Annotated in this window: 22 protein-coding genes; 9 read left to right on the forward strand and 13 right to left on the reverse strand. The window is 71.2% G+C overall.

The window, feature by feature from the left end; translation table 11 throughout:
* Window positions 1-540: 540 nt before the first annotated feature.
* The 4 genes from ACTWNK_RS18395 to ACTWNK_RS18410 form a co-directional block, all read right to left on the reverse strand.
* The gene (locus ACTWNK_RS18395; protein WP_474305296.1) at window positions 541-885 is read right to left on the reverse strand and encodes a hypothetical protein; all 345 of its coding nucleotides are present in this window, start codon (window positions 883-885) and stop codon (window positions 541-543) included.
* A gap of 27 nt (window positions 886-912) precedes the next feature.
* Window positions 913-1,485, reverse strand: coding sequence for a DUF6232 family protein (locus ACTWNK_RS18400; protein WP_474305298.1), 573 nt, complete (start codon window positions 1,483-1,485; stop codon window positions 913-915).
* 113 nt (window positions 1,486-1,598) lie between these two features.
* Complete coding sequence (locus ACTWNK_RS18405; RefSeq protein ID WP_474305300.1) at window positions 1,599-2,066, reverse strand: nitroreductase family deazaflavin-dependent oxidoreductase; 468 nt, start codon at window positions 2,064-2,066, stop codon at window positions 1,599-1,601.
* Between the two features lie 33 nt (window positions 2,067-2,099).
* Window positions 2,100-2,732, reverse strand: coding sequence for a TetR/AcrR family transcriptional regulator (locus tag ACTWNK_RS18410; RefSeq protein WP_474305302.1), 633 nt, complete (start codon window positions 2,730-2,732; stop codon window positions 2,100-2,102).
* Window positions 2,733-2,785: 53 nt separating this feature from the next.
* Between ACTWNK_RS18410 and ACTWNK_RS18415 the strand changes: the two genes are divergently transcribed.
* Both ACTWNK_RS18415 and ACTWNK_RS18420 read left to right on the forward strand, forming a co-directional pair.
* The gene (locus ACTWNK_RS18415; protein ID WP_474305304.1) at window positions 2,786-3,517 is read left to right on the forward strand and encodes an ABC transporter ATP-binding protein; all 732 of its coding nucleotides are present in this window, start codon (window positions 2,786-2,788) and stop codon (window positions 3,515-3,517) included.
* On the forward strand, window positions 3,510-4,232 hold the full coding sequence (locus ACTWNK_RS18420; protein WP_474305306.1) for an ABC transporter permease: 723 nt from the start codon (window positions 3,510-3,512) through the stop codon (window positions 4,230-4,232). The genes ACTWNK_RS18415 and ACTWNK_RS18420 overlap by 8 nt, the downstream gene beginning before the upstream one ends.
* 7 nt (window positions 4,233-4,239) lie before the next feature.
* Here ACTWNK_RS18420 and ACTWNK_RS18425 read toward each other — a convergent pair whose 3' ends face one another.
* Both ACTWNK_RS18425 and ACTWNK_RS18430 read right to left on the reverse strand, forming a co-directional pair.
* Window positions 4,240-4,452: a hypothetical protein gene (locus ACTWNK_RS18425; RefSeq protein WP_474305308.1), complete on the reverse strand. Its 213-nt coding sequence runs from the start codon at window positions 4,450-4,452 to the stop codon at window positions 4,240-4,242.
* 4 nt (window positions 4,453-4,456) lie between these two features.
* Window positions 4,457-5,815 carry a S8 family serine peptidase gene (locus ACTWNK_RS18430; RefSeq protein WP_474305310.1) on the reverse strand — a complete coding sequence of 453 codons (1,359 nt, stop codon included), beginning with the start codon at window positions 5,813-5,815 and terminating at the stop codon, window positions 4,457-4,459.
* 161 nt (window positions 5,816-5,976) lie between these two features.
* Between ACTWNK_RS18430 and ACTWNK_RS18435 the strand changes: the two genes are divergently transcribed.
* Together ACTWNK_RS18435 and ACTWNK_RS18440 are read left to right on the forward strand one after the other, a co-directional pair.
* On the forward strand, window positions 5,977-8,001 hold the full coding sequence (locus tag ACTWNK_RS18435; protein ID WP_474305312.1) for a spermine/spermidine synthase domain-containing protein: 2,025 nt from the start codon (window positions 5,977-5,979) through the stop codon (window positions 7,999-8,001).
* A complete protein-coding gene (locus ACTWNK_RS18440) occupies window positions 7,998-8,495 on the forward strand; it encodes an RNA-binding protein (protein ID WP_474305314.1) in 498 nt (165 codons plus the stop codon). Before ACTWNK_RS18435 ends, ACTWNK_RS18440 begins: the two co-directional genes overlap by 4 nt.
* Before the next feature lie 49 nt (window positions 8,496-8,544).
* On the opposite strand, the gene ACTWNK_RS18445 is transcribed toward ACTWNK_RS18440, so the two are convergent.
* On the reverse strand, window positions 8,545-10,455 hold the full coding sequence (locus ACTWNK_RS18445; RefSeq protein WP_474305316.1) for an LCP family protein: 1,911 nt from the start codon (window positions 10,453-10,455) through the stop codon (window positions 8,545-8,547).
* A 138-nt stretch (window positions 10,456-10,593) separates the two neighbouring features.
* Window positions 10,594-11,574: a neutral zinc metallopeptidase gene (locus ACTWNK_RS18450; RefSeq protein WP_474305318.1), complete on the reverse strand. Its 981-nt coding sequence runs from the start codon at window positions 11,572-11,574 to the stop codon at window positions 10,594-10,596.
* A 736-nt stretch (window positions 11,575-12,310) separates the two neighbouring features.
* Between ACTWNK_RS18450 and ACTWNK_RS18455 the strand changes: the two genes are divergently transcribed.
* On the forward strand, window positions 12,311-13,180 hold the full coding sequence (locus ACTWNK_RS18455) for a LysR family transcriptional regulator (RefSeq protein ID WP_474305320.1): 870 nt from the start codon (window positions 12,311-12,313) through the stop codon (window positions 13,178-13,180).
* On the opposite strand, the gene ACTWNK_RS18460 is transcribed toward ACTWNK_RS18455, so the two are convergent.
* The 3 genes from ACTWNK_RS18460 to ACTWNK_RS18470 all read right to left on the reverse strand — a co-directional run bounded on the left by ACTWNK_RS18460 (window position 13,169) and on the right by ACTWNK_RS18470 (window position 14,922).
* Window positions 13,169-14,215, reverse strand: coding sequence for an RNA polymerase subunit sigma-70 (locus ACTWNK_RS18460; RefSeq protein WP_474305322.1), 1,047 nt, complete (start codon window positions 14,213-14,215; stop codon window positions 13,169-13,171). The genes ACTWNK_RS18455 and ACTWNK_RS18460 overlap by 12 nt on opposite strands.
* A complete protein-coding gene (locus ACTWNK_RS18465) occupies window positions 14,170-14,577 on the reverse strand; it encodes an SgcJ/EcaC family oxidoreductase (RefSeq protein ID WP_474305324.1) in 408 nt (135 codons plus the stop codon). The genes ACTWNK_RS18460 and ACTWNK_RS18465 overlap by 46 nt, the downstream gene beginning before the upstream one ends.
* Before the next feature lie 99 nt (window positions 14,578-14,676).
* Window positions 14,677-14,922 (reverse strand): hypothetical protein, encoded by a 246-nt coding sequence (locus ACTWNK_RS18470; protein WP_474305326.1) that lies wholly within the window; start codon window positions 14,920-14,922, stop codon window positions 14,677-14,679.
* 482 nt (window positions 14,923-15,404) lie between these two features.
* Here ACTWNK_RS18470 and ACTWNK_RS18475 point away from each other — a divergent pair, with 482 nt between their 5' ends.
* The 3 genes from ACTWNK_RS18475 (at window position 15,405) to ACTWNK_RS18485 (ending at window position 17,770) form a co-directional block, all read left to right on the forward strand.
* Window positions 15,405-16,502, forward strand: coding sequence for a serine hydrolase domain-containing protein (locus ACTWNK_RS18475; RefSeq protein ID WP_474305328.1), 1,098 nt, complete (start codon window positions 15,405-15,407; stop codon window positions 16,500-16,502).
* Between the two features lie 105 nt (window positions 16,503-16,607).
* The gene (locus tag ACTWNK_RS18480; RefSeq protein WP_474305330.1) at window positions 16,608-17,177 is read left to right on the forward strand and encodes a hypothetical protein; all 570 of its coding nucleotides are present in this window, start codon (window positions 16,608-16,610) and stop codon (window positions 17,175-17,177) included.
* Window positions 17,178-17,203: 26 nt separating this feature from the next.
* Window positions 17,204-17,770, forward strand: coding sequence for a hypothetical protein (locus ACTWNK_RS18485; RefSeq protein ID WP_474305332.1), 567 nt, complete (start codon window positions 17,204-17,206; stop codon window positions 17,768-17,770).
* 60 nt (window positions 17,771-17,830) lie between these two features.
* Here the strand turns inward: ACTWNK_RS18485 and ACTWNK_RS18490 are convergent, their stop codons facing one another.
* A complete protein-coding gene (locus ACTWNK_RS18490; protein WP_474305333.1) occupies window positions 17,831-21,091 on the reverse strand; it encodes a S8 family serine peptidase in 3,261 nt (1,086 codons plus the stop codon).
* A 368-nt stretch (window positions 21,092-21,459) separates the two neighbouring features.
* On the opposite strand from ACTWNK_RS18490, the gene ACTWNK_RS18495 reads away from it, so the two are divergent.
* Complete coding sequence (locus ACTWNK_RS18495; RefSeq protein WP_474305335.1) at window positions 21,460-22,275, forward strand: inositol monophosphatase family protein; 816 nt, start codon at window positions 21,460-21,462, stop codon at window positions 22,273-22,275.
* Here ACTWNK_RS18495 and ACTWNK_RS18500 read toward each other — a convergent pair.
* Window positions 22,265-23,239, reverse strand: a complete 975-nt coding sequence (locus tag ACTWNK_RS18500) for an AraC family transcriptional regulator (RefSeq protein ID WP_474305337.1) — start codon at window positions 23,237-23,239, stop codon at window positions 22,265-22,267. The two genes, ACTWNK_RS18495 and ACTWNK_RS18500, sit on opposite strands and share 11 nt — an antisense overlap.
* Window positions 23,240-23,326: the final 87 nt, after the last annotated feature.

The following is a 23,326-nucleotide window of genomic DNA, read 5'->3' on the forward strand; positions in this document are numbered from 1 at the left end:
AGTGTTGGGGGAGGCGTGTGGGGGCTGGGTGTCGGGGGGTGGGTGGGAGGAGAAGCGGGTGGGAGGGGAGGTGGGAGTCAAGGCAAGGGATGACGACTCTTGGGGGCGGCCTGCCCAGGCCTCGTTCCTCGAATGCACCCCCACCAGCCTTCCTCGCATGCGTCCCGCCGAGCCCTCACATGCACCCCGCTGGGCCCCATCGCATACACCCTCAGCATGCGTTCCTCACATGCGCCCCACCGTGCCTTCCGCACATGTACCCCACCACGCTTCCTCACATGCGCCCCACCAGGCACCCTTCACCCACGCCCTACCAAGCCCCCTTCGCATGCACTCCACCAAGCCCGCTCACCAGGTGCCCCCATACGCCCACCAGGTCCCCTCGCACACGCCCCATCAAGCCCCGCACATGCACTCCAGCAGACCTCTCGCACACGCCTACCAAAGCCCTCGCACACGCACCAAAAGCCCTAGCACACGCCCTACCAAAGCCCGCTCACATGCACCCCAGACCCCCTCACATGACCCCCCCAGTCCCCCTCACATACGCCCCACCAATGCGACGATCAGTGCCGACACCCCGCCCTGTACCACCGCCAGCACCGCGTCCTTGGCTCCGCCCCCGATCGCCCGCCCCAGCGCACGAAGCCTCCCGGGCTCCGACTCCACGGCTGCGACCACGCCCGCGGGGTCGACGACCGTGCCGTCGGGGGCGACGACGCCGGCCTTGGTGAGGGCGGCGATGAAGGCGTGGAGTTCGGCGACGGCGGCGTTGATGTCCTCGCGGGAGGCGGACTCGTTGTTGTGGATGTTGAAGACGGCGTTGGCGCCGGTCTGGGTGAACTTGCCGCCGGTGAACTTGTCGCCGGCCACATAGTCGGACATATCCAGCTCCTCAAGAGGCGCAGTGGGTCAGCGGTTGAAGCTCATCGAGCTGTTCTCGCCGGTCTGGGTGTGTTTGCCGCCGGTGAACTTGTCGCCGAGCACGAGGTCGCCCCGCAGGTGCAGGACGCGTTCCTCGGTGGGCGGATTCTCGATGGCGTCGACGATCTCGCTCTCGATGCGGTGGATCTCCTCGCGGTCGGTGCCCGACAACGCGGTGTACTGCGTCCCGGCCGTCTCCAGCATCAGCGCGTACCTCGTACGGCGCAGCAGCAGCCGGTAGAACAGCACGAACAGCAGCCAGGCCACCCTGAGGCCGACCACCGCCGCGCCGATCACCACGAACTGCCTGGCCGTCTCCTCGACGTCGAACCCGCCGCCGATGCCCAGACGGGGCAGCACGCCGAGTACGGCGAACCAGGCCGCCGCCACGAGGGCCAGCAGGACGGCCGTCTCCCGCAGGGGATAGGCGGTGGCCAGCTTGCCGCCCCACCTCACCCTCAGGCTCTGCACCCTGGAGATGGTGGCCAGCGGGTACACCTGATGCCCGATCCGTACCACGCGCTTGCTGATCCGGATCTCCCCGACCTGTTCCTTCGCCATGGGGTCCTCCTCTCCGGGTACCGGGGAAGTGCGGCCTCAGGCTAGGACGGATCATGGCGAAGCGACTGAGTACCCCCTACTCAGCCAGGCCCGCCGGAGACCGGCACAACCGCTCAGCGCGCCCGGAGCCGGAACAGTCGCAGCTCCCGCCCCGACCTCACGGTGTACCGCTCGTACACCGGTGACGCCGCCACCAGCCCGGGCCACACCTGAGCCCGCTCACCCTCCCCCAGCAGCCGCGCCTCGACCTCGTACGACGCCCCGCGATAGGCGACGACGGCCCCGGGCGTCCGGAGGAGATTGGTGCTCCAGTCGGGATGCCCGGCCCGCCCGAAGTTGCTCCCGACGACCAGGAACGTGCCCTCGCCCTCGGGCACGCAGGCCAGCCGTACCGTGCGGGGGAGGCCGCTCCTGGCGCCGGTCGTGGTGAGGGTGAGGCTGGGCGGCAGGCGGTCGGCGGAGGGACGGCCGCGGGTGAGGCGTTCGAAGGTCCGGTCCATCAGCGGCATGAGGAAGGGGCCGATCCGCATGAACATCTCGGTACCCGCCAGCCATTGCAGAAACCGCTTCGGCGCGCTCATGCACCGCACCGTAGAAGCGTTCCAACATCACGGTCAAGACCGTAGATATCCCCCGATTCCATGCTCCAGCCCGTCGAAGGCCCGCACGGCCTGCTCGCGTACCCCGGGCTCGATCTCGCTCCACGGCTCCCCGGCGACCTTGCGCAGCACCGCGTGCTGGGCAAGGGTGCGCACGACGCCGAGCACCTGCCCGGCGACGATCCGCGGCGTGAGGTCGTCGGGGTCGGCGTCGCTCTCCTCGGCCAGGGTGCGGGCCAGGCCGGCCTGGTGGCGTTCGTCGATCTCGCGCATCCTGGCCAGCAGGGCGGGGCTGGCGCTCACCATGCGCCCGAACACGTCGCTGCCCTCGTTGAGCCCGTAGCGCCAGTCGCGGGTGCCGAGCGCGTCCAGGAAGTCGCGCCTGAAGGCGGCCACCACGCCCTCGCCGGGCAGCCGTTCGCGTACGACCCGGCCGGGCAGGTCCTCGACCAGGTCCTGGCGGTCGAAGAAGAGGTCCTCCTTGGTGCCGAAGTAGTTGAACACGGTGTTCACCGACACGTCGGCGGCCCTGGCGACGTCGGCCACGGTCACGGCCTCGAACCCGCGCGCCATGAACAGGCCCATCGCCATGTCCGCGATCCGCTGCCGCGTCTCCCGCTTCTTGCGCTCGCGCAGTCCCTCGTCCATACCGGCATCATACAAACTTGCAGTCACACCAAAATTATAGCTACTGTAAAAATATGCTGACCACATCCGGTCTCACCAAGACCTACAAAGACGGCACCGAAGCCGTACGCGGCCTCGACCTGCACGTCGACGCGGGCGAGATCGTCGCCTTCCTCGGCCCCAACGGCGCCGGCAAGAGCACCGCCATGCGCATGCTGACCACCCTGCTGCGCCCCACGTCGGGCAGCGCCTCCATAGCCGGCCACGACCTGCTGACCGACCCGCGAGCCGTGCGCCGAGCGATCGGCTACGTCTCCCAGACCGGATCGAGCGCCACCCACACCCCGATCGGCCCCGAGCTGGAACTACAGGCCATGCTGTACGGCATGAGCAGGACCGAGGCCCGGTACCGCATCGCCGTCCTGCTCGACGTGCTCGACCTCGGCGGCCAGGCCGACCGGCCGGGCGTCGCCCTGTCGGGAGGCAGGCAAAGGCGCTTCGACCTGGCGTTCGGCCTGCTGCACCGCCCCGCCCTGCTGATCCTCGACGAGCCGACGACCGGGCTCGACCCGCAGAGCAGGGCCAACCTCTGGGAGCACGTCAGGCGGCTGCGCGAGCACGACGGCATGAGCGTGCTGCTGTCCACGCACTACCTCGACGAGGCCGACGCGCTGAGCGACAGGCTCGTCATCATCGACAGGGGCGAGATCGTCGCCGAGGGCACCCCGCAGTCGATCAGGCCGGAGGGCGGCACGCTGGACGACGCCTTCCTCGCCATCACCGGAAGGACGTCGCGCGATGCGTGAGACGCTGCTGCTGGCCAGGCACTACACCCTGGGCACGCTGGGCAACCGGGCGGCCGTCGTCTTCGGCGCGGTGCAGCCGGTGCTGTTCCTGGTGCTGCTCGGTCCGCTGTTCACCCAGGTCGGCAGCTGGGAGACGTTCGTGCCGGGGCTGCTCATCCAGCTGGCGCTGTTCAGTGCGGGCCTGGCCGGGTTCGGCATCGTCTTCGACAAACGATCGGGTGTGCTGGAACGGCTCAGGGTCACCCCGGCGGCCCGGCTCGCGCTGCTGCTCGGGCGGGTGGCGGCCAATGTGGTCACGTTGCTGATCCAGAGCGCGGCGCTGGTCGCGATCGGCTACGCGATGGGGCTGCGGGCGCCGGTGGCGGGGGTGCTGGCCGCCGCGGTGTTCGTCGTCCTGCTCGGCGCCGGGCTGGCCGCCCTGTCCTACGCCTGTGCGCTGAGGCTGAGCGACGAGCTGTTCGCGCCGCTGATGAGCACGGCGATCGTGCCGCTGATGCTGCTTTCGGGGGCGTTGCTGCCGATGTCGATGGCGCCCGCCTGGCTGGACGCGCTCTCGCGCGCCACGCCGTTCAGGTGGGTCGTCGAGGCGCTGCGTGAGCTGTTCGCCGGGCACTACCTCACCGGCACGGTGCTGGCCGGGGCCCTGGTGCTCGCGGTGTTCACCGCGCTGAGCCTGGCGGCGGGCACCCGCGTCTTCAGCCGCGAGAACGCCTGACCCGGACTCAGGGCCCGAACGGCTCGATCCTGGGATCGGAGTACGGCGGGCCGATGCGCTCGCCCGCCTCCTCCGTCACCCGCAGGCCGTACAGGCCGGAGCCGGGGTCGATGAGCACCAGCCCGTAGGCGAGGTCGACCTCCTCGCGCGTGAGCCCGAGGCGCTCGATCGCGTCGTCGAGCGTGGCGCCCTTCGGCAGTCGCACGGTGACCAGTTTCATCCCGTCAGGCTACGCGCTCGGCCCTTCGCCTCAGTGCGGCGACCACCCCTTCGGGGTCGAGCACCCCGTAGCCGTGGTCGAAGTCGAACCCCACGGCGCTGCGGTCGTCGGCCGTACGGCGCAGCAGCGTCCGCAGCTGCGAGGGCGGCAGCGCCGATGCGGAGTACGACGTCCGGATCGCGGCGACGACCCCCGCGGCGACCGGGCAGGCCGCCGACGTGCCGGAGTCGGGCTCGCCCTCGCCGAACGCCTTGGACCCGGAGAAATGTGTGTACGTGCACAGGTCAGGCTTACGGCGCGACAGGCGGCCCGGCCCCTGCGAGGAGTACCCGACCCGCTGCCCCCGCACGTCGATCCCGCCGATCGACAGCACCTTGGCATGCGAGTTGGCGCCCGCGATCGGCCGTGCGGGGAAGGCGCAGCGCCCGTCGGGGCACTCGCGGCCGCAGTTGCCCGCGGCGAACAGGATGTCGGCGCCCGCCTGCTCCAGGCTGGCCACGATGAGATTGAACGGATGGGCGGCATTGTCGGAGTAGTTGCCGGGATGACCCGGCGGGAAGTCCCAGGCGGGGGAGAAGGAGCCCCAGGAATTGTTCACGACGAGCGCCGCGGTCGCCGGGTCCTGCCCTTCGAGCACCGTGCGCAGGTGCGCGAAGGCCGCGACCGCGTCCGACAGCAGGCCGTCGAGCGCGGAGCCGCCTGGCGTCGTCGACTGCAGCAGCGGGATGTCGATGAGCGAGGCCTGCGGCGCGCCGATCAGCGCGTCGAAGGCGCACATGCTGCCGTGGTCCACCTCGAACTCGCCCGGCCTGCCGACGACGCCCGGCGGGTTCCGGCTGCGCTCGGCGTCGAGCGTCACCCCCCTGCCGAGCTGCCTGGCGACATGGGTGGCGTTGATGCCGGTGTCGAGCACGGCCAGGGCGACGCCGGTGCCGTCGAGGCCGTCGGCGTGCAGGGCCTCGGCGCCGATCAGCCTGGCGACGTCGTGCCAGTCGCCGACGGGCGCGTCGCCGCCGCAGGTGGGCGTGCCGGTGATGACGGGATCGGCGAAGACGCCGACGACGTCGGAGCGCCTGGCGGCCAGCAGGGTGAGCCTGGTGCTCAGCTCGTCGTCGGCGATCTCGCCCCTGACCAGCACCGAGGCCAGGTCGGGTGCGAGCGAGAAGGTCAGCTCCTGGTTCAGCGAGAGCGGGTCGCCGCCCGGCTGCGGCACCGGGCTCGGCAGCGCCACCGGCGTGTAGGAGGCGTCGAGCTCGACCCCGGGCAGCCCACCCGTGACATCGGCCGTCGTGACCTCCTGCCCGGGCTCGGCGACCGCCGCGACCAGATCGGGGGATGGGCGTAGCTGGATCAGAACCCGCATGAGGCACCACCGTCATCTCGGAGGGAAGCGACCTGTCCACACTCCTTCATCTCGGAGATCACGTCCAGCGGGTCTGCATGGTTGTGACCTGCTGCGACAACGACAAATGCGGCAAAGTTCACCGGTGACACGAGGGTGTCCGACTGGCTACGGTTTCGCGCATGACCGCCCTCGCCGAGGCACCCCCCAGACCTCACTGGCTCGCCGTGCGACCCCGTCTCGTCCTGGCCAGCGCCTTCATGCTGTTCCTCGAACTCGCGCTGATCCGCTGGACCGGCTCGAACATCGTGCACCTGAGCTACTTCACCAACTTCGTCCTGCTCGGCTCCTTCCTGGGCATCGGCCTCGGCTTCCTGCGCGTCGGCAGGTCCAGCCGCCAGCCGTACTACTCGCCGATCGTGCTCGCCGCGCTCGTGCTCGTCGTGCTGCTGTTCCCCGTGACCGTCAACCGGGACACCGAGGGCGTGCTGTACTGGACCAGCCTGAGCACCACCGGGCCGCCCGCCTGGGTGATCCTGCCCGTGATCTTCGCCGCCGCCGCGCTGGTCCTCATGGGGCCCGCCGAGCTGGTCGGGCGGTGCTTTCCGGAGATGGAGCGGCTCGAGGCCTATCGCTACGACCTCATCGGCAGCCTCACCGGCATCGCGCTGTTCACGGCGCTGTCGTTCCTGAGCGCGCCGCCGCTGGTGTGGGGGGTGCTCGCCGCCGTGGCATACGGGCTGCTGCTGACGCCCAGGCCGCGCCTGCCGTACGTGGTGTGTGTGGTGCTGCCGTCGCTGGCGGTCGTCGGGTTGCTGCTGGCCGAGACGCTGACGGCGGGTGCGCTGTGGTCGCCGTACTACAAGGTCAACCATCTGACCTACGAGCGGGCCGGAGTGGAGATCACCAGGATCTCGGTCAACGGCATCCCGCACCAGGAGGCCATGCCCGCCGCCACCCGGCTGGTGTGGGAGCGGCAGTACGCGCTGCCCTACGAGCGGGCGACGGCCGCGCCCAAGGACGTGCTCATCGTCGGGGCGGGCAGCGGCACCGACGTGGCGATCGCGCTGTCGAAGGGCGCCGGGCGCGTCGACGCCGTCGAGATCGACCCCAAGCTCCGCGAGCTCGGCGGCAGCCACCACCCGGACCGGCCCTACGCCGATCCGCGTGTCACCACGCACGTCACCGACGGGCGCGCCTTCCTCGAAGGCACCGACCGGAGGTACGACCTCATCCTGTTCGCCCTGCCCGACTCGCTGACGCTGGTGTCGGGCGCGAGTTCGCTGCGCCTGGAGAGCTACCTGTTCACCCAGGAGGCGATGAAGGCCGCACGCGACCACCTCAAACCGGGCGGCGCGTTCTCCATGTACAACTACTACCGCGAGACCTGGCTGGTCGACCGGCTCGCCTCGACCATGCAGGCCGCCTTCGGCCACCGGCCGTGCGTCGACATCGTCAGCACGGCGGGCCAGCAGGCCGTCATCACCGCGGGCTTCACCGAGGCCGCCCAGCGCTGCGCCGAACCGTGGACGGGCGCCAAGGCGGGGACGCCCGCGCCCACGCACGACGACAAGCCCTTCCTCTACCTCAAGGACAGCACGGTCCCGCCGATCTACCTCATCACGCTCAGCCTCATCCTCGTCGTCAGCCTGCTGGCCGTACGCGTGGTGGCCGGGCCGTTCGGGCGGATGCGGCCCTATGCCGATCTGTTCCTGCTCGGCGTGGGGTTCCTGCTGCTGGAGACCAAGAGCGTGACCGGGTTCGCGCTGCTGTTCGGCACCACGTGGGTGGTCAACGCGATCGTGTTCGCCGGGGTGCTCGTCGCCGTGCTGGCCGCGGTCGAGGTCACCAGGAGGTTCCGGACGCCGTCGCTGCCCGTCATGTACGGCGTGCTGCTCGCCGGGCTGGTGCTGGCCTGGCTGGTGCCCAACTCCTGGTTGCTGGGGCTGCCGGTGCCGCTGCGGGCGGTGGCGGCGGTCACGGTGGCGTTCCTGCCGATCTTCGCGGCCAATGTGGTGTTCGCCAAGAGGTTCGCCGACACCGCCGACGGCACCACGGCCTTCGGCGCCAACCTGCTCGGCGCGATGGTCGGCGGCTGCCTGGAGTACCTTGCCCTGGTGATCGGATACCAAGGACTGCTGATCGTCGCCGGACTGCTCTACCTGGGCGCCTTCGCCCTGCTGCCGCGCCGGACGGCGCTCGCGTGAGGGCCGTCCTGCTGACCGGAGGCCTGGCCTCGGGCAAGACGGCCGTGGCCGTGGAGATCGGCGAGGTGCTGGCCGAGCGAGGCGTCGCGCACGCGGTGATCGACCTGGACTGGCTGTGCTGGGTCTCGGGGCCCGGCGTCGAGGTGCACGAGCTGATGACGCGCAACCTGCGTGCCGTCGCCGACGCCTACCGCGCCGCCGGGATCGAGGAGCTGGTCCTGGCCAGGGCCCTGCTGGAGCCCGCCCATCTGCTGGCCGTACGGCGGGGCCTGCCCGAGGTGGAGCTGAGCGTCGTGCTGCTCGCCGTCTCGCCGCGTACCCAGCTGGCCAGGCTCAAGGGGCGCGACTCGGGCGCCACCCTGCGGGGGCACCTGGACGAGCTGGACGAGTTCACCGCCCGGGTGAACGCCGCCGGGGTCGAGGACCACGTGGTGGGCAACGATCACGGCAGGCCGGTGCGCGAGGTGGCACTCGAGGTGCTCGGCCTGCGCTGAGCGGCCACCACCTCTGCGGCCGGGAGAGCCGCAGAGGTGGTCCCGCCTTTCAGACGCCGCAGATCTCTTCCAGACTCTGGGCGCCCTTCTGACGGTTCGGCGTGGGCGTCTGCGTGGGTACGGCCTGGCTGCGGGTCGCGCTGGGACTGGCCGTGGGGGAGCCGCTGACGCCGGGGGAGGCGGTGACGCCCGCGGCGAGGGGGCGGCGGCTCGGCTTCATCGAGTCGGTGATCGCCTTGAGCGTGGCCCGGCGGATCTTGCTCCAGTCGGCGCTGCCCGGCCAGAAGTCGGGCGGTACGAACTGCAGGCTGGTGGTCTTGGCGTCCTTGACCTTCAGGGCCAGGGCCATCAGCGCTTCGAGCAGTTCCTGCGGGATGTTCGTCTCGGCCAGCTTCTTGGCCGCTCCGGCGATCTTCGTGAAGTTGGTCAGCACGGCCGTCGGTGTGGCCTGCTTGGTGAAGGCGGCGATGACGCAGCGCTGGCGGTCCATGCGGGAGAAGTCGTCGCTGCCGACGCGCGAACGGCCGTACCACAGCGCGGCCTCGCCCGACAGGCGCTGGTAGCCCGCCTTGATCGTGCCCGCCGTGCCGAACTTGCCGCCCCACGGGACGTCGTGGTCGACCCTGATCTGCAGGCCGCCCATCGCGTCGACGAGCTTGGCGAAGCCGTACATGTTGACCAGGGCGTAGTACTCGATCTTGAGGTTGAGCGTGTGGCCGACGGCGTTCATCAGGGCCTGCGGGCCCCGGTTCTTGCCGCCCATGATGTCGGGATGGTCGTTGCCGAACTGCCAGACCTCGTTGAGCAGGCCGCCGTCGGGCAGCTCGGCCATGAACCCGCTGGGGAAGTGCTTGGCCAGGGTCGAGTTCGGCCAGAACGTCACGTGCTGCAGGTTGCGCGGCAGCGAGAACATCACCGTACGGCCGGTCTTCACGTGCACGCTGGCCACGGTCATGCTGTCGGTGCGCATGCCGATGCGGTTGCCCGCGGCGTCACCGCCGACCAGCAGGAAGTTCACCCGTTCCTGGCCGTCCCAGGGGTCCTCCTGCTTGATGGGCGCGACGTTCGGCTGCTCGGTCGCCCGTTTGAAGATGTGCGTGGTGAGCGAGCGTGCGGCGATCGCGGTGTTGGCCGCGAGCGCGAACGGCGTCATCACCGCCACGCACAGCACACCGACGACGACGCCCGAGATGATCTGCGAACGCCCGTCGAGCCTGTTGGGCGACAGCGTGATGAACGAGGACAGCACCAGGCCGAACCACGCCAGCGCCCCCAGCGCCGAGATCACCGAGACGGTGATCAGCGCGTCCTCGCGCACGAAGTAGGTCACGTTCTCCTCGGTCCTGGTCAGGCCGAAGATCAGCCCCGCCAGCACCAGCACGCCGAACGCGCCGAGCAGGATATAGCCGGTACGGCGCTTGCCCGCCCGCAGGTGCGCCATGCCCGGCAGGATCGCCGACAGGCTGGTCCAGCCGATCACCGACCGCAGGCTCATCGGCCGGGCGAACCCGGGCGCGGCGCCCGGCCTGCGCTGGGCGGCGGGCTCGGGGGCGGGGGAGGCGGGGGGCTGGGAGCGGCGCGGCTCGCCGCGCCCGGGGTCCGGCCTTCCGGAGTCCGGCCTGCCCGTGTCCGGCCTGCCGGCCTCGGACCTTCCGTCGCCTTGCCTGGCGTCGCCCGGCCCTCCAGGGGCCTGCCTGGCGTCGCTTTGCCTGGCGTCGCTTTGCCTGGCGTTGCCCTGTCGTGCGTTGCCCTGTCGTGCGTCGCCCTGCCTCGCGTCGCCCTGCCGTCCGGCGGGCGGGGTTGCGGGGGCCTGGCTACCGGCGTCCGTCGGGCGGGGGTCGCCTGAGGCCGGGCCGGGAGGGTGCTGCTCGCGCGGCCCGGTCCCCGGGGCCGTGCTCTGTGGTCGGCGGCGGGTACGCCGTTTGCCGCCTCCGGCGGCAGGATCTCCCCCAGGGCGCATCGTGACACCGCTCCTTATCCCGGATACCAGGCCATACTCTGGCTTTTGCCCCCGTTGGGCATGAGATTGCCAGGATTCTAGCCCCCATAACCGGACATCAATGACAGATCCCCAATGTGACGTGAACGCCGTATGAAGCTAGGAGGTCACCCTGGAGGAGGCCATCCACGTGTTGCACTGGTAGGCCTGGTTCTTCTCGAAGCCCTGCCGGAACCAGATGTTGTTGTTGACGGGCTTGCCGTGGTCGCCGGGTTCGGGGCCGTCGCCGAGCATGCCGTAGAAGCCGAACAGCCTGCGGCGCATCACCGGCGTCACCGGGTAGGAGGAGGAGACCGAGCGCATCCACATGCCGCCGAAGCAGGTCGCCTGCAGCTCCATCTTCCGGCTGAGGGCGAGGCGGTTCAGGCGGCTTGAGGTGGACAGGTGCTTGTCCCACCACGACTGGGAGATCCCGGATAGATTCTGCACGTGATGCCCGTACTCGTGGGCCATCATGCTGATCACGCCGCCGTGCCAGTTGAGCATCTGGCCGTACCCCATCCAGTTGCCCTCGCCTCTGGCCATCGCCGACGTCGAGGCGTAGATGGTGTTGTTGCGCGGGCAGTAGTACGGAACCATCGAGCCCTTGCTGGGGAAGTCGCCGCACGCCCCACGGCCGCGCTTGGACACGATCGCCCAGCCGGGCGGGCTGAACTCGATGCCCTGACGCTGCAGCACCGGCCGCCACGCCTGGTCCATACAGCGGCCCGTACGCAGGATGAGCGCCTTGAGCTGGCTGTGGCTGAACACACTGGCGTTGCCCGCACGGCAGTTCACCTTGACCAGGGCGCCGCCTCGGTACAGGGAGTTGTTCTTCAGGCTGGTGTTGAGCACCGGCTTCGGCTCGGGCTCGCGTGTGGGCTGCTCCGTCGGCTGCTCGGGCGTCGGCTGCTCGGCCGAGGGCTCGTCGCTCGGTCGCTGCGTCGGGCGCCTCGGCGGGTCGGTGGGGAAGGGGTCGCTGTCCATCGGCGAGAACGTGGGGATGGCGACGGGCGAGACCGGATCACGGTCGAGCGCCCTGCTGAACACCGACCCGGCGACGACGAGCAGGACGAAGATCGCCGCACACGTGCCCAGCATGACGGCGATGACCGTACCGGCGCTGCTCTTGGCACGGCGCTGCTGGGCCTGCTGCCAGGGGCCGTACGGCTGAGGCGGCTGTTGGGGGTGCGGCGGCTGCTGCGGGTGCCAGCCGGGCGGCGGCGCCTGGTTCCAGCCGGGCGGCTGCGGCGGTCCCTGTGGTGGACCCTGCGGCGGGTGCGGGGGCTGCTGCTGAGGCGGTTGCTGCGGCGGCCAGGGGCGGCCCTGGGGTGGCCCCGGTGGGGGTGCCTGCTGCGGATGCGGGCGCCCGGGAGGCGGTGGCGGAGGCGGCGGCGGCGCGGGTGGCCCCTGCGGACGCGGCGGCGGTGGCCCCTGCGGTGGTCCCGGTGGAGGCGGGGGGTACGGGCCGCCCTGATGCGGCGGTTGTGCCGGATTCTGGTGGGGCGTGAGCGGCCGTGGTGGATACGGATGTGGAGTGGGCTGCTGTCCCTGGGTTTGCGGTTGTGGCGGCCATGGGTAGTTCTGCTGCGGTGGCCGTCCCTGAGGCCCTGGAGACGCTGGAGGGTATTGCCCGTTGGCTGTCATGGTGTCGCCCCCTACACCGGATGTCCGAATCCCCCGGCCCCCGGTAGATCTTTGCCGAATTCGGGGCAGAAGCATACTGATTTATCACCCGTCACGGATGTAGCAGTATGCGATTACAGTCCGCAATCACTAGAGGTGATCTCCGCTATGTCCCCCACCGGACGCCCTGCGTTGTCCTAGCTTCAGAGCCATGAATCTGCAGCAGCTCCGCTACGTGGTCGCGACTGCGGAGCACCGCACCATGACCGACGCGGCCAGGTCGCTCTACATCGCGCAGCCGGCGCTTTCGCGCGCGATCAGAGACCTGGAGCGCGAGCTCGGGATGACGCTGTTCGCCAGGTCGGGTCGGGGCGTCGTGGTCACCGCCCAAGGGCGCAGGGTCGTCAAGCTGGCCAGGGAGGCGCTCGACGCCGTCGGCGAGATCGAGGCGCTGGCCAGCCATGGCGGCGTCTCCGACGCCGAGCTTCGCATCGCCTCGACGCCCAGCCTCGAACCCGGCCTCGCCGCCAGGCTGCTCCCCGCGTACGCGGCCGAGCATCCGGGCGTACGGGTGCACATCATCCGCTGCGACGGGCGCGACGGCGTCGTGAGCGCGATCAGGGACCAGCGGGCCGACCTCGGGCTGACCGATCTCCCGGTGCCCACCGACCTGATCACGCACCCGCTCGAACGCCAGGAGATCGTCCTCATCTCCCCGCCCGGCCTCGACCTCCCGGACCCGGTGCCGATGCAGCTGCTGCACCGCATGCGCCTGGCGCTTCCCGCCCGGGGCAGTGTGCGGCGCAGGGAGCTGGACGCCATGTTCGCCAAGTACGCCGTCAGCCCGCTCGTCGTGCTGGAGACCGACGAGCGCAACGGCTGGCTCAACGCGGTCAGATCCGGCCAGGCCTCGCTGCTGTGGTACCGGGGCATGGCCGAGCAGGCGATCAGGGCGGGCCTGGCGGTGCGCTCGCTCGACCCGGCCATGCGCCGGGTGATCGCGGTCGTGCACGCCAGGAGGCGGCTGCCCCTCATCGCCCAGGACTTCCTGGCCACGGCGGAGAAGGGCTCAGCCGCCTGACCCCGGCGCGCCGAGCCTGGCCGCCAGGCCGAACGCCGCCCGGACGCCGTCGTCCTGGAACACCGACGTACGCGCGATGCCGTCGCCGGTGACGGTGAAGATCTGCACGGTGTGCAGGTCGTAGCCGTCGCCGGAGCGCCGGTAGGCGGCGAAGCCGGGCTGACCGCCGTTGGCCGAGACCGCCCTGAGCAGCCAGTCCGTGCCCGCCGCCCGGAACACCCACTCCATGAACAGGCCGTAGCCCGACCGCCCGGCGAACCAGTTGACCATCGGCGGCATCTCCATGACCACGTCGTCGGTGAGCAGTCGTTTCAGCCCCTCGACATCGGCCAGCTCGAACGCCTTCATGTACCGCTCGACCCAGGCCCGCTGCTCGGCCGCCGACGGCTCGCCCGCGAGGTCCGGCCGTACGCCCGCGGCCTTCACCCGGGCACGCGCCCGCCGCAGGGCGCTGTTGACGGACGCGACCGAGACGCCGAGCACCTCCGCCGTCTCGGCGGCGGCGAAGCCGAGCACGTCACGCAGGACCAGCGCGCCGCGCTCGCGTGCCGACAGCAGCTGCAGGGCGGCGGCGAACGCCAGACGCAGGCCGCTGCGCTCCAGCGCCGTCCCGGCCGGATCGCCCGTGTCCAGCAGGGCGTCAGGGATCGGCTGCAGCCAGGCGTTCTCGCCCCTGACGAGCGGGGCGAGCGGGTCCGACGCGGCCAGCAGCCCCGACGGCAGCGGTCTGCGCCCGCTCGCCTCAAGGGCCGTCAGGCAGGCGTTCGTCGCGATCCGGTACAGCCACGTGCGCAGCGAGCCGCGCGAGGCGTCGTACTGGTCGCGCGCCCGCCAGGCCCGCAGCCAGACGTCCTGGACCAGGTCCTCCGCGTCGTGCGCCGAGCCCAGCATCCGGTAGCAGTAGGCCAGCAGCTCCCGCCTGAACGGCTCGATCCGGCGATCGAAGCCCGCTTCCTGTCCCGTCATCACCTCATGTTCCCCCTGCACCGCTACGGCGCCAGCACCGGGCTGTTGTGATAGGCGGCGATCAGCCACCGCCCCTCCCGCCGCTCCAGCACCCAGGTCGCATACACCTTGCGCCCGTCCGGGACCGCGCTCTCGCCGGGGAACAGGACGCCGGACTCGCTGACGACGATCGCCGCGTCCGGCCCGGCGAAGCGGATGCCCAGCGGCCTGTTGACGGTCGAGCTGCCCTTGAGCGGCCCGTCGAAGGCCAGGGCCATGCTCCGGCGTATCACCTCGCGGCCGCCCCGGTAGGAGCCGGGCAGGACCGCGGTGGCGTCGTCGGCGTAGTCGGCGACCATGGCGTCGGCGTCACCCGCCTCCCACGCCGCGTAGGAGGCGGCCAGCACGGCCCGGACGGCGCTCTCGTCTTCACTGCGACTGTTCGACGGCATCGGAACTCCCTTGTGGCCGGTACGCCGCGGTGTCGCGGCGGGTTCGGGAGTACATACCGGCGACGCGGCCGCGATTCGTCGCGCGGGCGGGAAATTTCTTCAGGCGAGCAGGCTCCGCAGGTCCGAGGCGATGTCGGACACCGATCGGCCGTCGGTGTCGATGCGCCGCTGAGCCGTCGCCGTGCGGTCGAGCGCCTCGGCCTCGCGCGCCGCCCGTCCGGCGACGCGGGCCAGGGCGTCGGGGCCAGCCCGCGCAGCTCGTCGCCCGGCAGCGCGGGGCCCCGCCCCCGCCCGTGCGGCGCCACGCGTTCGGCCGGCGTCGCGGCGGTCGCCCGCAGCCGGCACACGGTCAGGCGGGAGGCGGGCAGCAGGGTGGCGTACGCGGCCACGGCGGCGTCGGAGTCGGCCCCTCCCGAGACGACCAGACGCCGGACGCCCGCCTCACGGTAGGCGGCCCAGAGGGCGGCGAGGGCATGAGCCTTCAGGCGGCGGCCGTCCTCGACGGGACGCAGGGCCCCGATCTGCTGAAGATCGAGGTAGGCGGCCCGTGTGCGGCTGCGGTGGACGCGCGTGAACACCTCGTACCCGACCGTCGACTTCCCCACCCCCGTCGGGCTCGACAGCCACAGCACGGGCGCCTCGCCGCTCATGCGCGCCTCCTCCTCCCGTCGGTCCGGGCCCGTGCGGCCTTCGGTCCAGTACGCCTCGCCCAGGACGCGGGCGGGCGACGCGGCCGGTCGCACACTTAAGCAACTCACATTGACTAATGCCGAATTAGTCAACTAGCGTTGCTTAAAGCCGCTCGACGCGATGCCAAGGAGGCATGCATGTCCCCGTTCCGCACGCACACCCGTCTGCTCGCCGCCGCACTCATCGTGGCCGGGACCACGATGACGGCGCCCGCCGCCTCGGCCGCGGGCCATGGGCATGCCGCACTCCAGCGTGTGCTCGACCAGACCGTGGGCGGCGACGGCGTGCCCGGAATCGTCGCCGAACTGCGGCAGGGCAGGGCCAGGCCGTGGTCCGGCGCGGCGGGAGTGGCCGACCTGGACACGCGCCGCCCACGCGTCGCCGGTGAGCACTTCCGCATCGGCAGCCTCACCAAGGCGTTCGTCGCCACCGTGGTGCTGCTGGCCGTGGCCGAGGGCAGGCTGACGCTGGACGACACGGTGGCCAGGTGGCTGCCGGGCGTGGTGGAGGAGCACCTCGGCGCCGACGGCACCGCGATCACCGTCAGGCACCTGCTCAACCACACCAGCGGCCTGCCCGACGCCTTCCCCGGCCAGGCGCCTCCGCCTCCGGGCAGGCCGGGCGAACGCTTCGTCTACTCCAAGGTCAACTACAACCTCGCCGGAATGATCGTCGAACACGCGACGGGCACGACACTCGCCCGGCAGCTCGACACCCGCATCGCCCGGCCCCTGCGCCTGACCGGCACCTACCTGCCCGAAGCGGGCGAGGCCCTGCGCACCCCGCACGCCCGCCACTACTCGAAATCCGACGAGCACGGCGCCCCCGCGCCGCTCCACGACGTGACCGAGGCCGACCTGAGCTGGGCGGGCGCGGCGGGCGGCATGGTCTCGACGGCCGCCGACCTGCACACGTTCCTGCGCGCCCTGCTCGGCGGCAGGCTGCTCCCGCCCGCCCTGCGCCGGGAGATGTTCACCACCGTCTCGACCGAGGACTCCGGCTGGGTCCCCGACACCAGGTACGGCCTCGGCGTCTACGCCCAGAAGCTGCCCTGCGGGGTCACCCTGTGGGGAGGCGGCGGCTACATCCAGGGCTCGGTGACCTACGCGATGGGCGAGCGCGGGGGCGAACACACCCTGGTCGTCAATATGAACGGCGACTGGAGCGACTTCCTGGCCACCTTCACCCGCCTGTACGCGACCCGCTTCTGCCCCGGGCGTCCCGCCTCCCGCTGACACCCGGGGCGGCGGCCCCACCTCCAACCGAGCCACAAGTGGATCACCAGTGGCCCCTGCGACGCTCCGCGAGGTCCAAGAAATCGTGGTGCAGGAGGCACACACATGTTGAAGAGAGCACTGTCCCTGACGGCCGTCGTGCTGGCGGTCGCCGCCGTCTCGCCGCCCGCTTCCGCCTCGGCGTCGGCCGTGACGATCAGGGTCGAGCGTGCCTACGCCGAGACCGTACGGGAGTGGATCGACCCTTTCACCTGCCCGACGAACATGGTGCTGACCGGCCGCTCGCACAACGGTGACGAGAACGCGCCGACCACCTACTACTGCAGCTTCGTCCTCATCAACGGCGAGCAGGCCCAGGTGCGCCTGCGCGACTGGAGCGCCCCCCAGAAGGAGAGCAGGTCCGACTTCAGCGCCCCCGACCACCAGGCGCTCGCGGGCAGGTGGCACCAGGGCGACGAGAACGGCTCCACCAGGTACCGCACCGCCACCATCCACTGGCGCAACATCCAGGTCTCGCTGGCCAACGGGAGCATCAGCGGCGCCGTCAAGGAGAGCCGCCACACCTGGCACGCGGGCGACAACGCGGTCATGACCGGCCGTGTGCACCGCGGCGACGAGAACGGCTCCACCCAGTACCGCTCCGCCATCGTGTCGGCCACCGGCCTGCCCGCCTGACCCGCGCCGAAAGGAACCGAAAGACCATGAGAACGTACGGCAAGGCCCTGTCCGTCGTCGCCGTCGCCGCCGCCCTGTCGGCCACCGCGATGGCCGCTCCCGCGTCGGCCGCGGCGACGATCAAGATGGAACGCGTCTACTCCGAGACCGTGTGGGAGGCGGCGGGCGTGCAGTTCACCTGCCCGCCGAACCAGGTCATGACCGGCCGCTCGCACTACGGCGACGAGAACAAGCCGACCACCTACTACTGCAGCCGCATCCTCATCAACGGCGAGCAGGTCCAGGTGCACTCGGGCGACTGGACCTCGCCGCAGCGCGAGAGCAGGTCCGACTACAGCGCCCCCGACAACCAGGTCGTCGTCGGCCGGTGGCACCAGGGCGACGAGAACGGCGCCACCAGGTACCGCAGCGCCGCCCTGTACTGGCAGGGACGCCAGGTCCTGCTCAAGGACGGCAACTCCAGCGGCCAGTACAAGGAGAGCTCCCACACCTGGAAGGCCGACGACGGCAAGGTCATGACCGGCCGCACCCACCACGGTGACGAGAACGGCAAGACCTGGTACCGCTTCGCCACGCTGTCCTACGACGGCTGAGGCCGGGGGCCGGGGCGGTTTCCGTGATGAGGGACCCTCCCCGGCCGTTGTCGCGGTTGACTACTGGACGGTGATCCTGTCGACCTCCACCGTGATGCCCTTGACCTGCGGGGTCGAGGTCACGGTGGTGACGGACCCGGCGCCCCGCTGCACGCCGCGTACCCGCAGCGTGTAGGTCAGCGTGCCGCCCGGCGCGCCGGGTGTGCTGGTGATGCGGTAGTCGCCGGTGGGCGGGCCGCTGATCTGGCCGCCCGCCGTACCCTCGTTGTTCTCGGCGCCGACGGTCAGGCCGTATCCGGCGGGCGGTGCGCCGGGCAGGTTGCCCGGGTCGTAGGCGTAGGTGATGTCCTCGCTGCCGTTGAGGCCGATCCACTGCTGGAAGACCTTCAGCGACGAGGTGCCGTAGAGGTTGACCCGCCATTCGAGGACCAGCCACGACTCCACGCCGTCGGTGAGGGTCGCGGCGTAGATGCCGGGCGCGCCGGTCCCGTCCAGGTCGGTCCAGTACCCGGCCAGGACGTTGTTGGGCCGTGCCGGGTTCGGCAGGGTCTGCGGTTCGAAGGAGACGTCGTCGTCGGTGCTGGTGCCCCCGACGACGGCGTAGCCGTTGGACGTCACGCCGATCCGGGTGTACGCGCTACCGGCGTACCGGTAGCTGGGCACGGTGAAGTTGAGCGCCTGCTCGTCGCCGATCGGCACGGGTGTGATGCCGAACGCGTCGAGCGGGAGGTAGCCGAACAGGCCGCCGGACGCGATGCCGGGCCGGTCGGGCTGGCGGCCGGCCAGCGTCTGCTTGGTGGTCGCGATCTGGGTGCCCACCTGGGTGGCGCCGGTGACGCCGTTGAGGCGCAGCCTGGCGTCCAGGGTGCTGGCCGCGGTCACCTCGGTGTCGGTCAGCGTGGTGTTCTCGGCCTTGACCGTGCAGACCGACTCGCCGGTGTTACGGGCGATGGTGTCGGGCACGCAGGTCTGCTCGACCGGCACGCTGCCTTCCTTGCGGTTGAAGGCCACCGGCAGGTGCAGGTCGCGGTTGCCGCCGACCTGCTTGAGGTTGACCTGGCCGAAGTACTGCCCGTCGGCCAGCTCGGGCGCGGTGATCAGGACGGTCAGCTTGACCGTCTTGCCCGCGCCGACGGTGAAGGCCGGAGGCACGACCACGATGCCCGCCCCCGGCACCGTCGAACCGGTCGCGATGTAGGCCAGCGTCTTGTTGGTCACATTGCGGAAGGTCCGGGTGGTGGTGATGGCGCCCGGCATGATGGGCGCGTTGATCGAGGGCAGGTTGAGGTCGATGCGGTTGAGCGTGTCGCTCTGACCGGCGGCGAAGTTGGCGGCCGTCTCGTCCAGCGTCAGGCCGGGGTCGCCCGCCTTCGTCAGGTCGATGCGCCCGCCGCCGACGTCGAACGGGTCGGCGGGCGTGGTGCGGTCCTGCTTGACGACACCGGTCTTGGCGGTGGTCTCCAGCGCCGACTTGACCTGGCCCGGCGTCCAGTCCGGGTGCAGGGCGAACAGCAGCGCCGCCGAGCCCGCCACGTGCGGCGAGGACATCGAGGTACCCGAGATCGCCTGGTAGTACTGCCCGGGAGGCCCGCCCAGCGGGTCCTCGGGCGTCGGCGTGTGCCCGGCCAGGATGTGCAGGCCGGGCGCGGTCACGTCCGGCTTGAGGAAGTCGCCGCCAGGCCCGCGCGAGGAGAACGTCGTGACGGCGTCGCCCTGCCAGGTGGCCTTGGCGCCCTGGGTGAAGGCCGCCTTGGCCGTGGCCGGGTTGGCCGCGATGTAGGCGAGCAGGGTGTCGGTCTCGGGCTTGTCCAGGTGGACGGTGGGCAGCCAGTGGTTGTCCGTCATGACGTCCAGCGGCGTGGCGTTGTACAGCAGCATGCCGACCGCGCCGCCCTGCCGTACGTTGAAGCTCTTCAGCACGCGGTTGGGGCCGCGCTGGCAGGCGACGATCTTGCCGGTGAACAGTCCGGCGGGCGCCGGAGCCGTACAGTCCGGGCTGTTGTACGGCGGCGCCGAGGCCAGCACCACGCGCGCGGCCGTCGGGACGCCCGCGGTGACCGAGGCGCCCTTCACGGAGACAGAGGAAGATCCTCCGGAAAGGGTGACGGTCGACTGGAAGGTACGGGTCTGCGTCGAGGCGGCCACCGTGGTCACCCACGGGCTCAGGTGGTTGGCGGTACCCGCTCCCGGGCCGTCGTTGCCCGCCGAGGCCGACACCAGCACACCGGCGGCGTAGGCGTCCAGGAAGGCGAGCTCCACCGGGTCGCTGTAGGGGTCGGTGCCGCCGGAGATGGAGAAGTTGATGACGCGTACGCCGTCGAGGATCGCCCGGCCGACGGCCTGCGCGGAGTCGGAGGGGTAACAGCCTTCGGCGCCGCAGACCTTGTACACCGAGACCTGTGCGGCGGGCGCTATGCCCTGGATCGCTCCACGGCTGATGCCGAGCGGGTTGGCGTCGCTCACCGCGCGGCCCGCCGAGGTGGTCGCCGTGTGCGTGCCGTGGCCGTTGGAGTCACGTGCCGAGTCCGGGTACACCTCGCCGCCCACGACCGCGTTGTAGGTGTCGAGGAAGGGCCCGCCGCCGATCAGCTTGTTGTTGCAGACGAACGGGTCGGCGGCCGGGGTCAGCGGGTTGTCGCCGAAGTCGCAGACGCGGGGGGTGCCGTCCTTGGTCGGGCCGGGCGCGGGCAGTCCGCCCGGGTCGGCGAACGACGGGTGCTCGGGCCACGCGCCGGAGTCCAGGATGCCGACGTTGACCCCCTTGCCGGACTGGGCGCTGCCGCCGAGCTTGCCGTAGATCGTCGGCGCGCCGATGAAGGCCGGGCTGGAGTCGGTGAGCAGCTTCTGCGGCCGGTCGGCCTGCACGGCCGCGACGCCAGGCAGGGCCAGCAGCCGCCTGCTCTGGTTGGCCGGCAGGCGCAGGGCGACGCCGCCGTACACGACGCGCAGCCGCTGTCCGACCTGGACGCCGGGCACCTTGGCCTGCAGGGCGCTGAGGAAGCCCTGTTCGACCTGCTCGATGTGCTTGGTGTACTTCACGGCCGCGTCGCTCTTGGTGTCGAGCGCCTTGCCGGTCGCCGCCGGGCTGGTCGCGGGCAGGTCCTTCAACCCGCCCCGGTAGGCGGCCAGGGAGTCGTAGTCCAGCTTGACCAGGACGCTGACCACTTCGGGCGAGGTGGCGGCCAGCACCGAGGTGTCGCTCTTGGCGAGCTGCCCGGTCGGCGACTTGTCACCGTCGACCAGCTCGGCGCCGGTCAGGGGGGTCGCGGTCAGCTTCTTGGACGGACTCGGGGCCGGGTCGGCCGCAGCGGGCGGGCTCATCGCGACAACGAGAGCAAGACCGGCGAGCACCGCCGGTATGCGGCCGGATAAAAGGGGATTGCTCGGCACTGAGGAACCTCCGTGGGGGTGTGGCCGCCGGAGACATCGCCGAAGTCATCGCTGAAGTCGTCCGCTCCGGCGGCGATCATCCATCGGACTTTAACTCTGAGTGGTGGTCTGGCCTAGAGATGGAAATTGACATGCTTGATGGGGTATATCGGCACATGTGGTTACTGCGGGTGGCTGGTGGGCTTTGAGCTGGGAGGGTACGGGGGAAGCGGGGCTTGCTGGGGGTGTGTCCAATAGCGGACGCGGGGGCGGTGCGGGGCACGGATCGCCGTTGCGGCGACCGCTGTACCATCCACCCCATGCTCGCCGCCCCCGACGACCGTCCTGCTTCCCTCGCCGATGCGGAGGTCGCCGTGCGGGCGGCTCTGGCCGGGGCGTCGGTGTTGCTCGGGATGTACGGGCGGGCGATGGGGCGGGTGCAGAAGGGGTCGGGGGACTTCGCGACGGAGGCCGATCTCGCGGCGGAGCGGGTGATCCTCGGCGTCATCCGCGAGGCCAGGCCCGATGACGCCGTGACGGGGGAGGAGAGCGGGCGTGGCGGGGGCGCGGGCGGGGCCGGGCGGATGTGGCTGGTCGATCCCTTGTGCGGGACGGTGAACTACGCCGCGCGCACCACGCTGGTCGCCGTGAACGTCGCACTGCGCACGCCGGAGGGGGTCACGGCCGCCGCCTCGGCCGATCCGTTCGGTGGTGAGGTGTTCTGGACCGGCGGCGGGCGAGCCTGGGCACGGGCCGACGGCGTCGACAGGCAGGTGCGGCCGGACCCGGGATCCCGGCTCGTGGACGTCAACCTCGACCCGCCCTTCCCGAACGCGCCCGGCTTCCGGGCGGTCGACATGCTGGCCGACGCGCGGTTCGCCGAGCGGTTCCGGCCCCGGGTCGTCTCGACCACCCTGGCCCTGGCCTGGGTCGCGGCCGGACGGCGTGCCGCCTATGTCACCGACGGCCACCTGGACGACAGCGTGCACTTCGCGAGCGGCATCGCCCTGTGCCTGGCCGCAGGCTGCGTCGTGACCGGAATGCACGGCCAGCCCCTGCACACCGGCGCCGGCGGCCTCATCGCCGCCGCCGACCGCGACACCCACGCCGCCCTGCTGCGCATCGTCACCTCCTGACCGATCGACCGGTACGGCCGGCACGCTCGCTCCCGGCCGCGACCTCCTCGCAGGTCTGGCGGCGGTACTTTCCGGGGGCGATGCCGTACTCGCGTTTGAAGGCGTTGCCGAAGGCGAACTCGGAGCCGTAGCCGACCTTCGACGCCACCTCGCCCACGGAGGCGTCGCTCTCGCGGAGCATGCGCGAGGCGGTCGTCAGGCGCCACCACGTCACGTACGCCATGGGGGAGCGGCCGACCAGGCCGGTGAAGCGGCGGGCGAACCCGGCGCGCGAGAGCCCGGCCAGGGCGGCGAGCGAGTCGAGGGTCCAGGGGTCGGCGGGCGCGCGGTGCACGGCGTCGAGGGCGAGGCCGATCGCGGGGTCGGCCAGGGCGGCGGCCCATCCGGTCGTGGCGACGGCCTGCTGGTCGTACCAGGCGCGCAGGACGTAGAGCTGGACGAGGTCGAGCAGGCAGGTGACGAGGGTGTCGGCGCCGGGCCGGGGGTGGTCGATCTCGCCCGCGAGCAGTTCCAGTGTGGCCCGGAGCTCCGGATGGCGGCCGAGCGTGGTGGGCAGGTGGATCACCTCGGGCAACTGGGCCAGGAGGGGATGGGCGACGCCGGGCAGCAGGTGGTAGCCGCAGCACAGCGTGACGGTCTCGGCGCCCGTGCCGCCGAGTGTGGCCGTCGTGAACAGGCCCGGGTCCTCGTGCGGGCCGCAGTCCGACGCCGCGAGCGGCCCGTGCGGGTCGTCGGTCAGGCCGTAGCCGTCGCCGTGCGGGAGGAAGACGACGTCGCCCGCGCTCAGGGCGACGGGTTCGCCGCCCGGCGGGAGCAGCCAGCAGGAACCGCGGAGAACCACCTGGAAGGTCGCCGATCCGGGCGAGGGCGGAAACGCGCGACCCCAGGGGGAACGCCACGAGACACGGGCGGAGATCGGCCGGCCGGTCCGCATGAGCGCGACGACGTCGCTCAGGACATCCATGGGCGGAGTCTATGCCCGTAGACTCTCACGTATAAAGACAAGCATTTCACGCATTGGTCAACTCAGTTCCGGCTCCTACGGTTACTC

The sequence above is a fragment of the Nonomuraea sp. IBHARD001 genome, assembly GCF_056106265.1.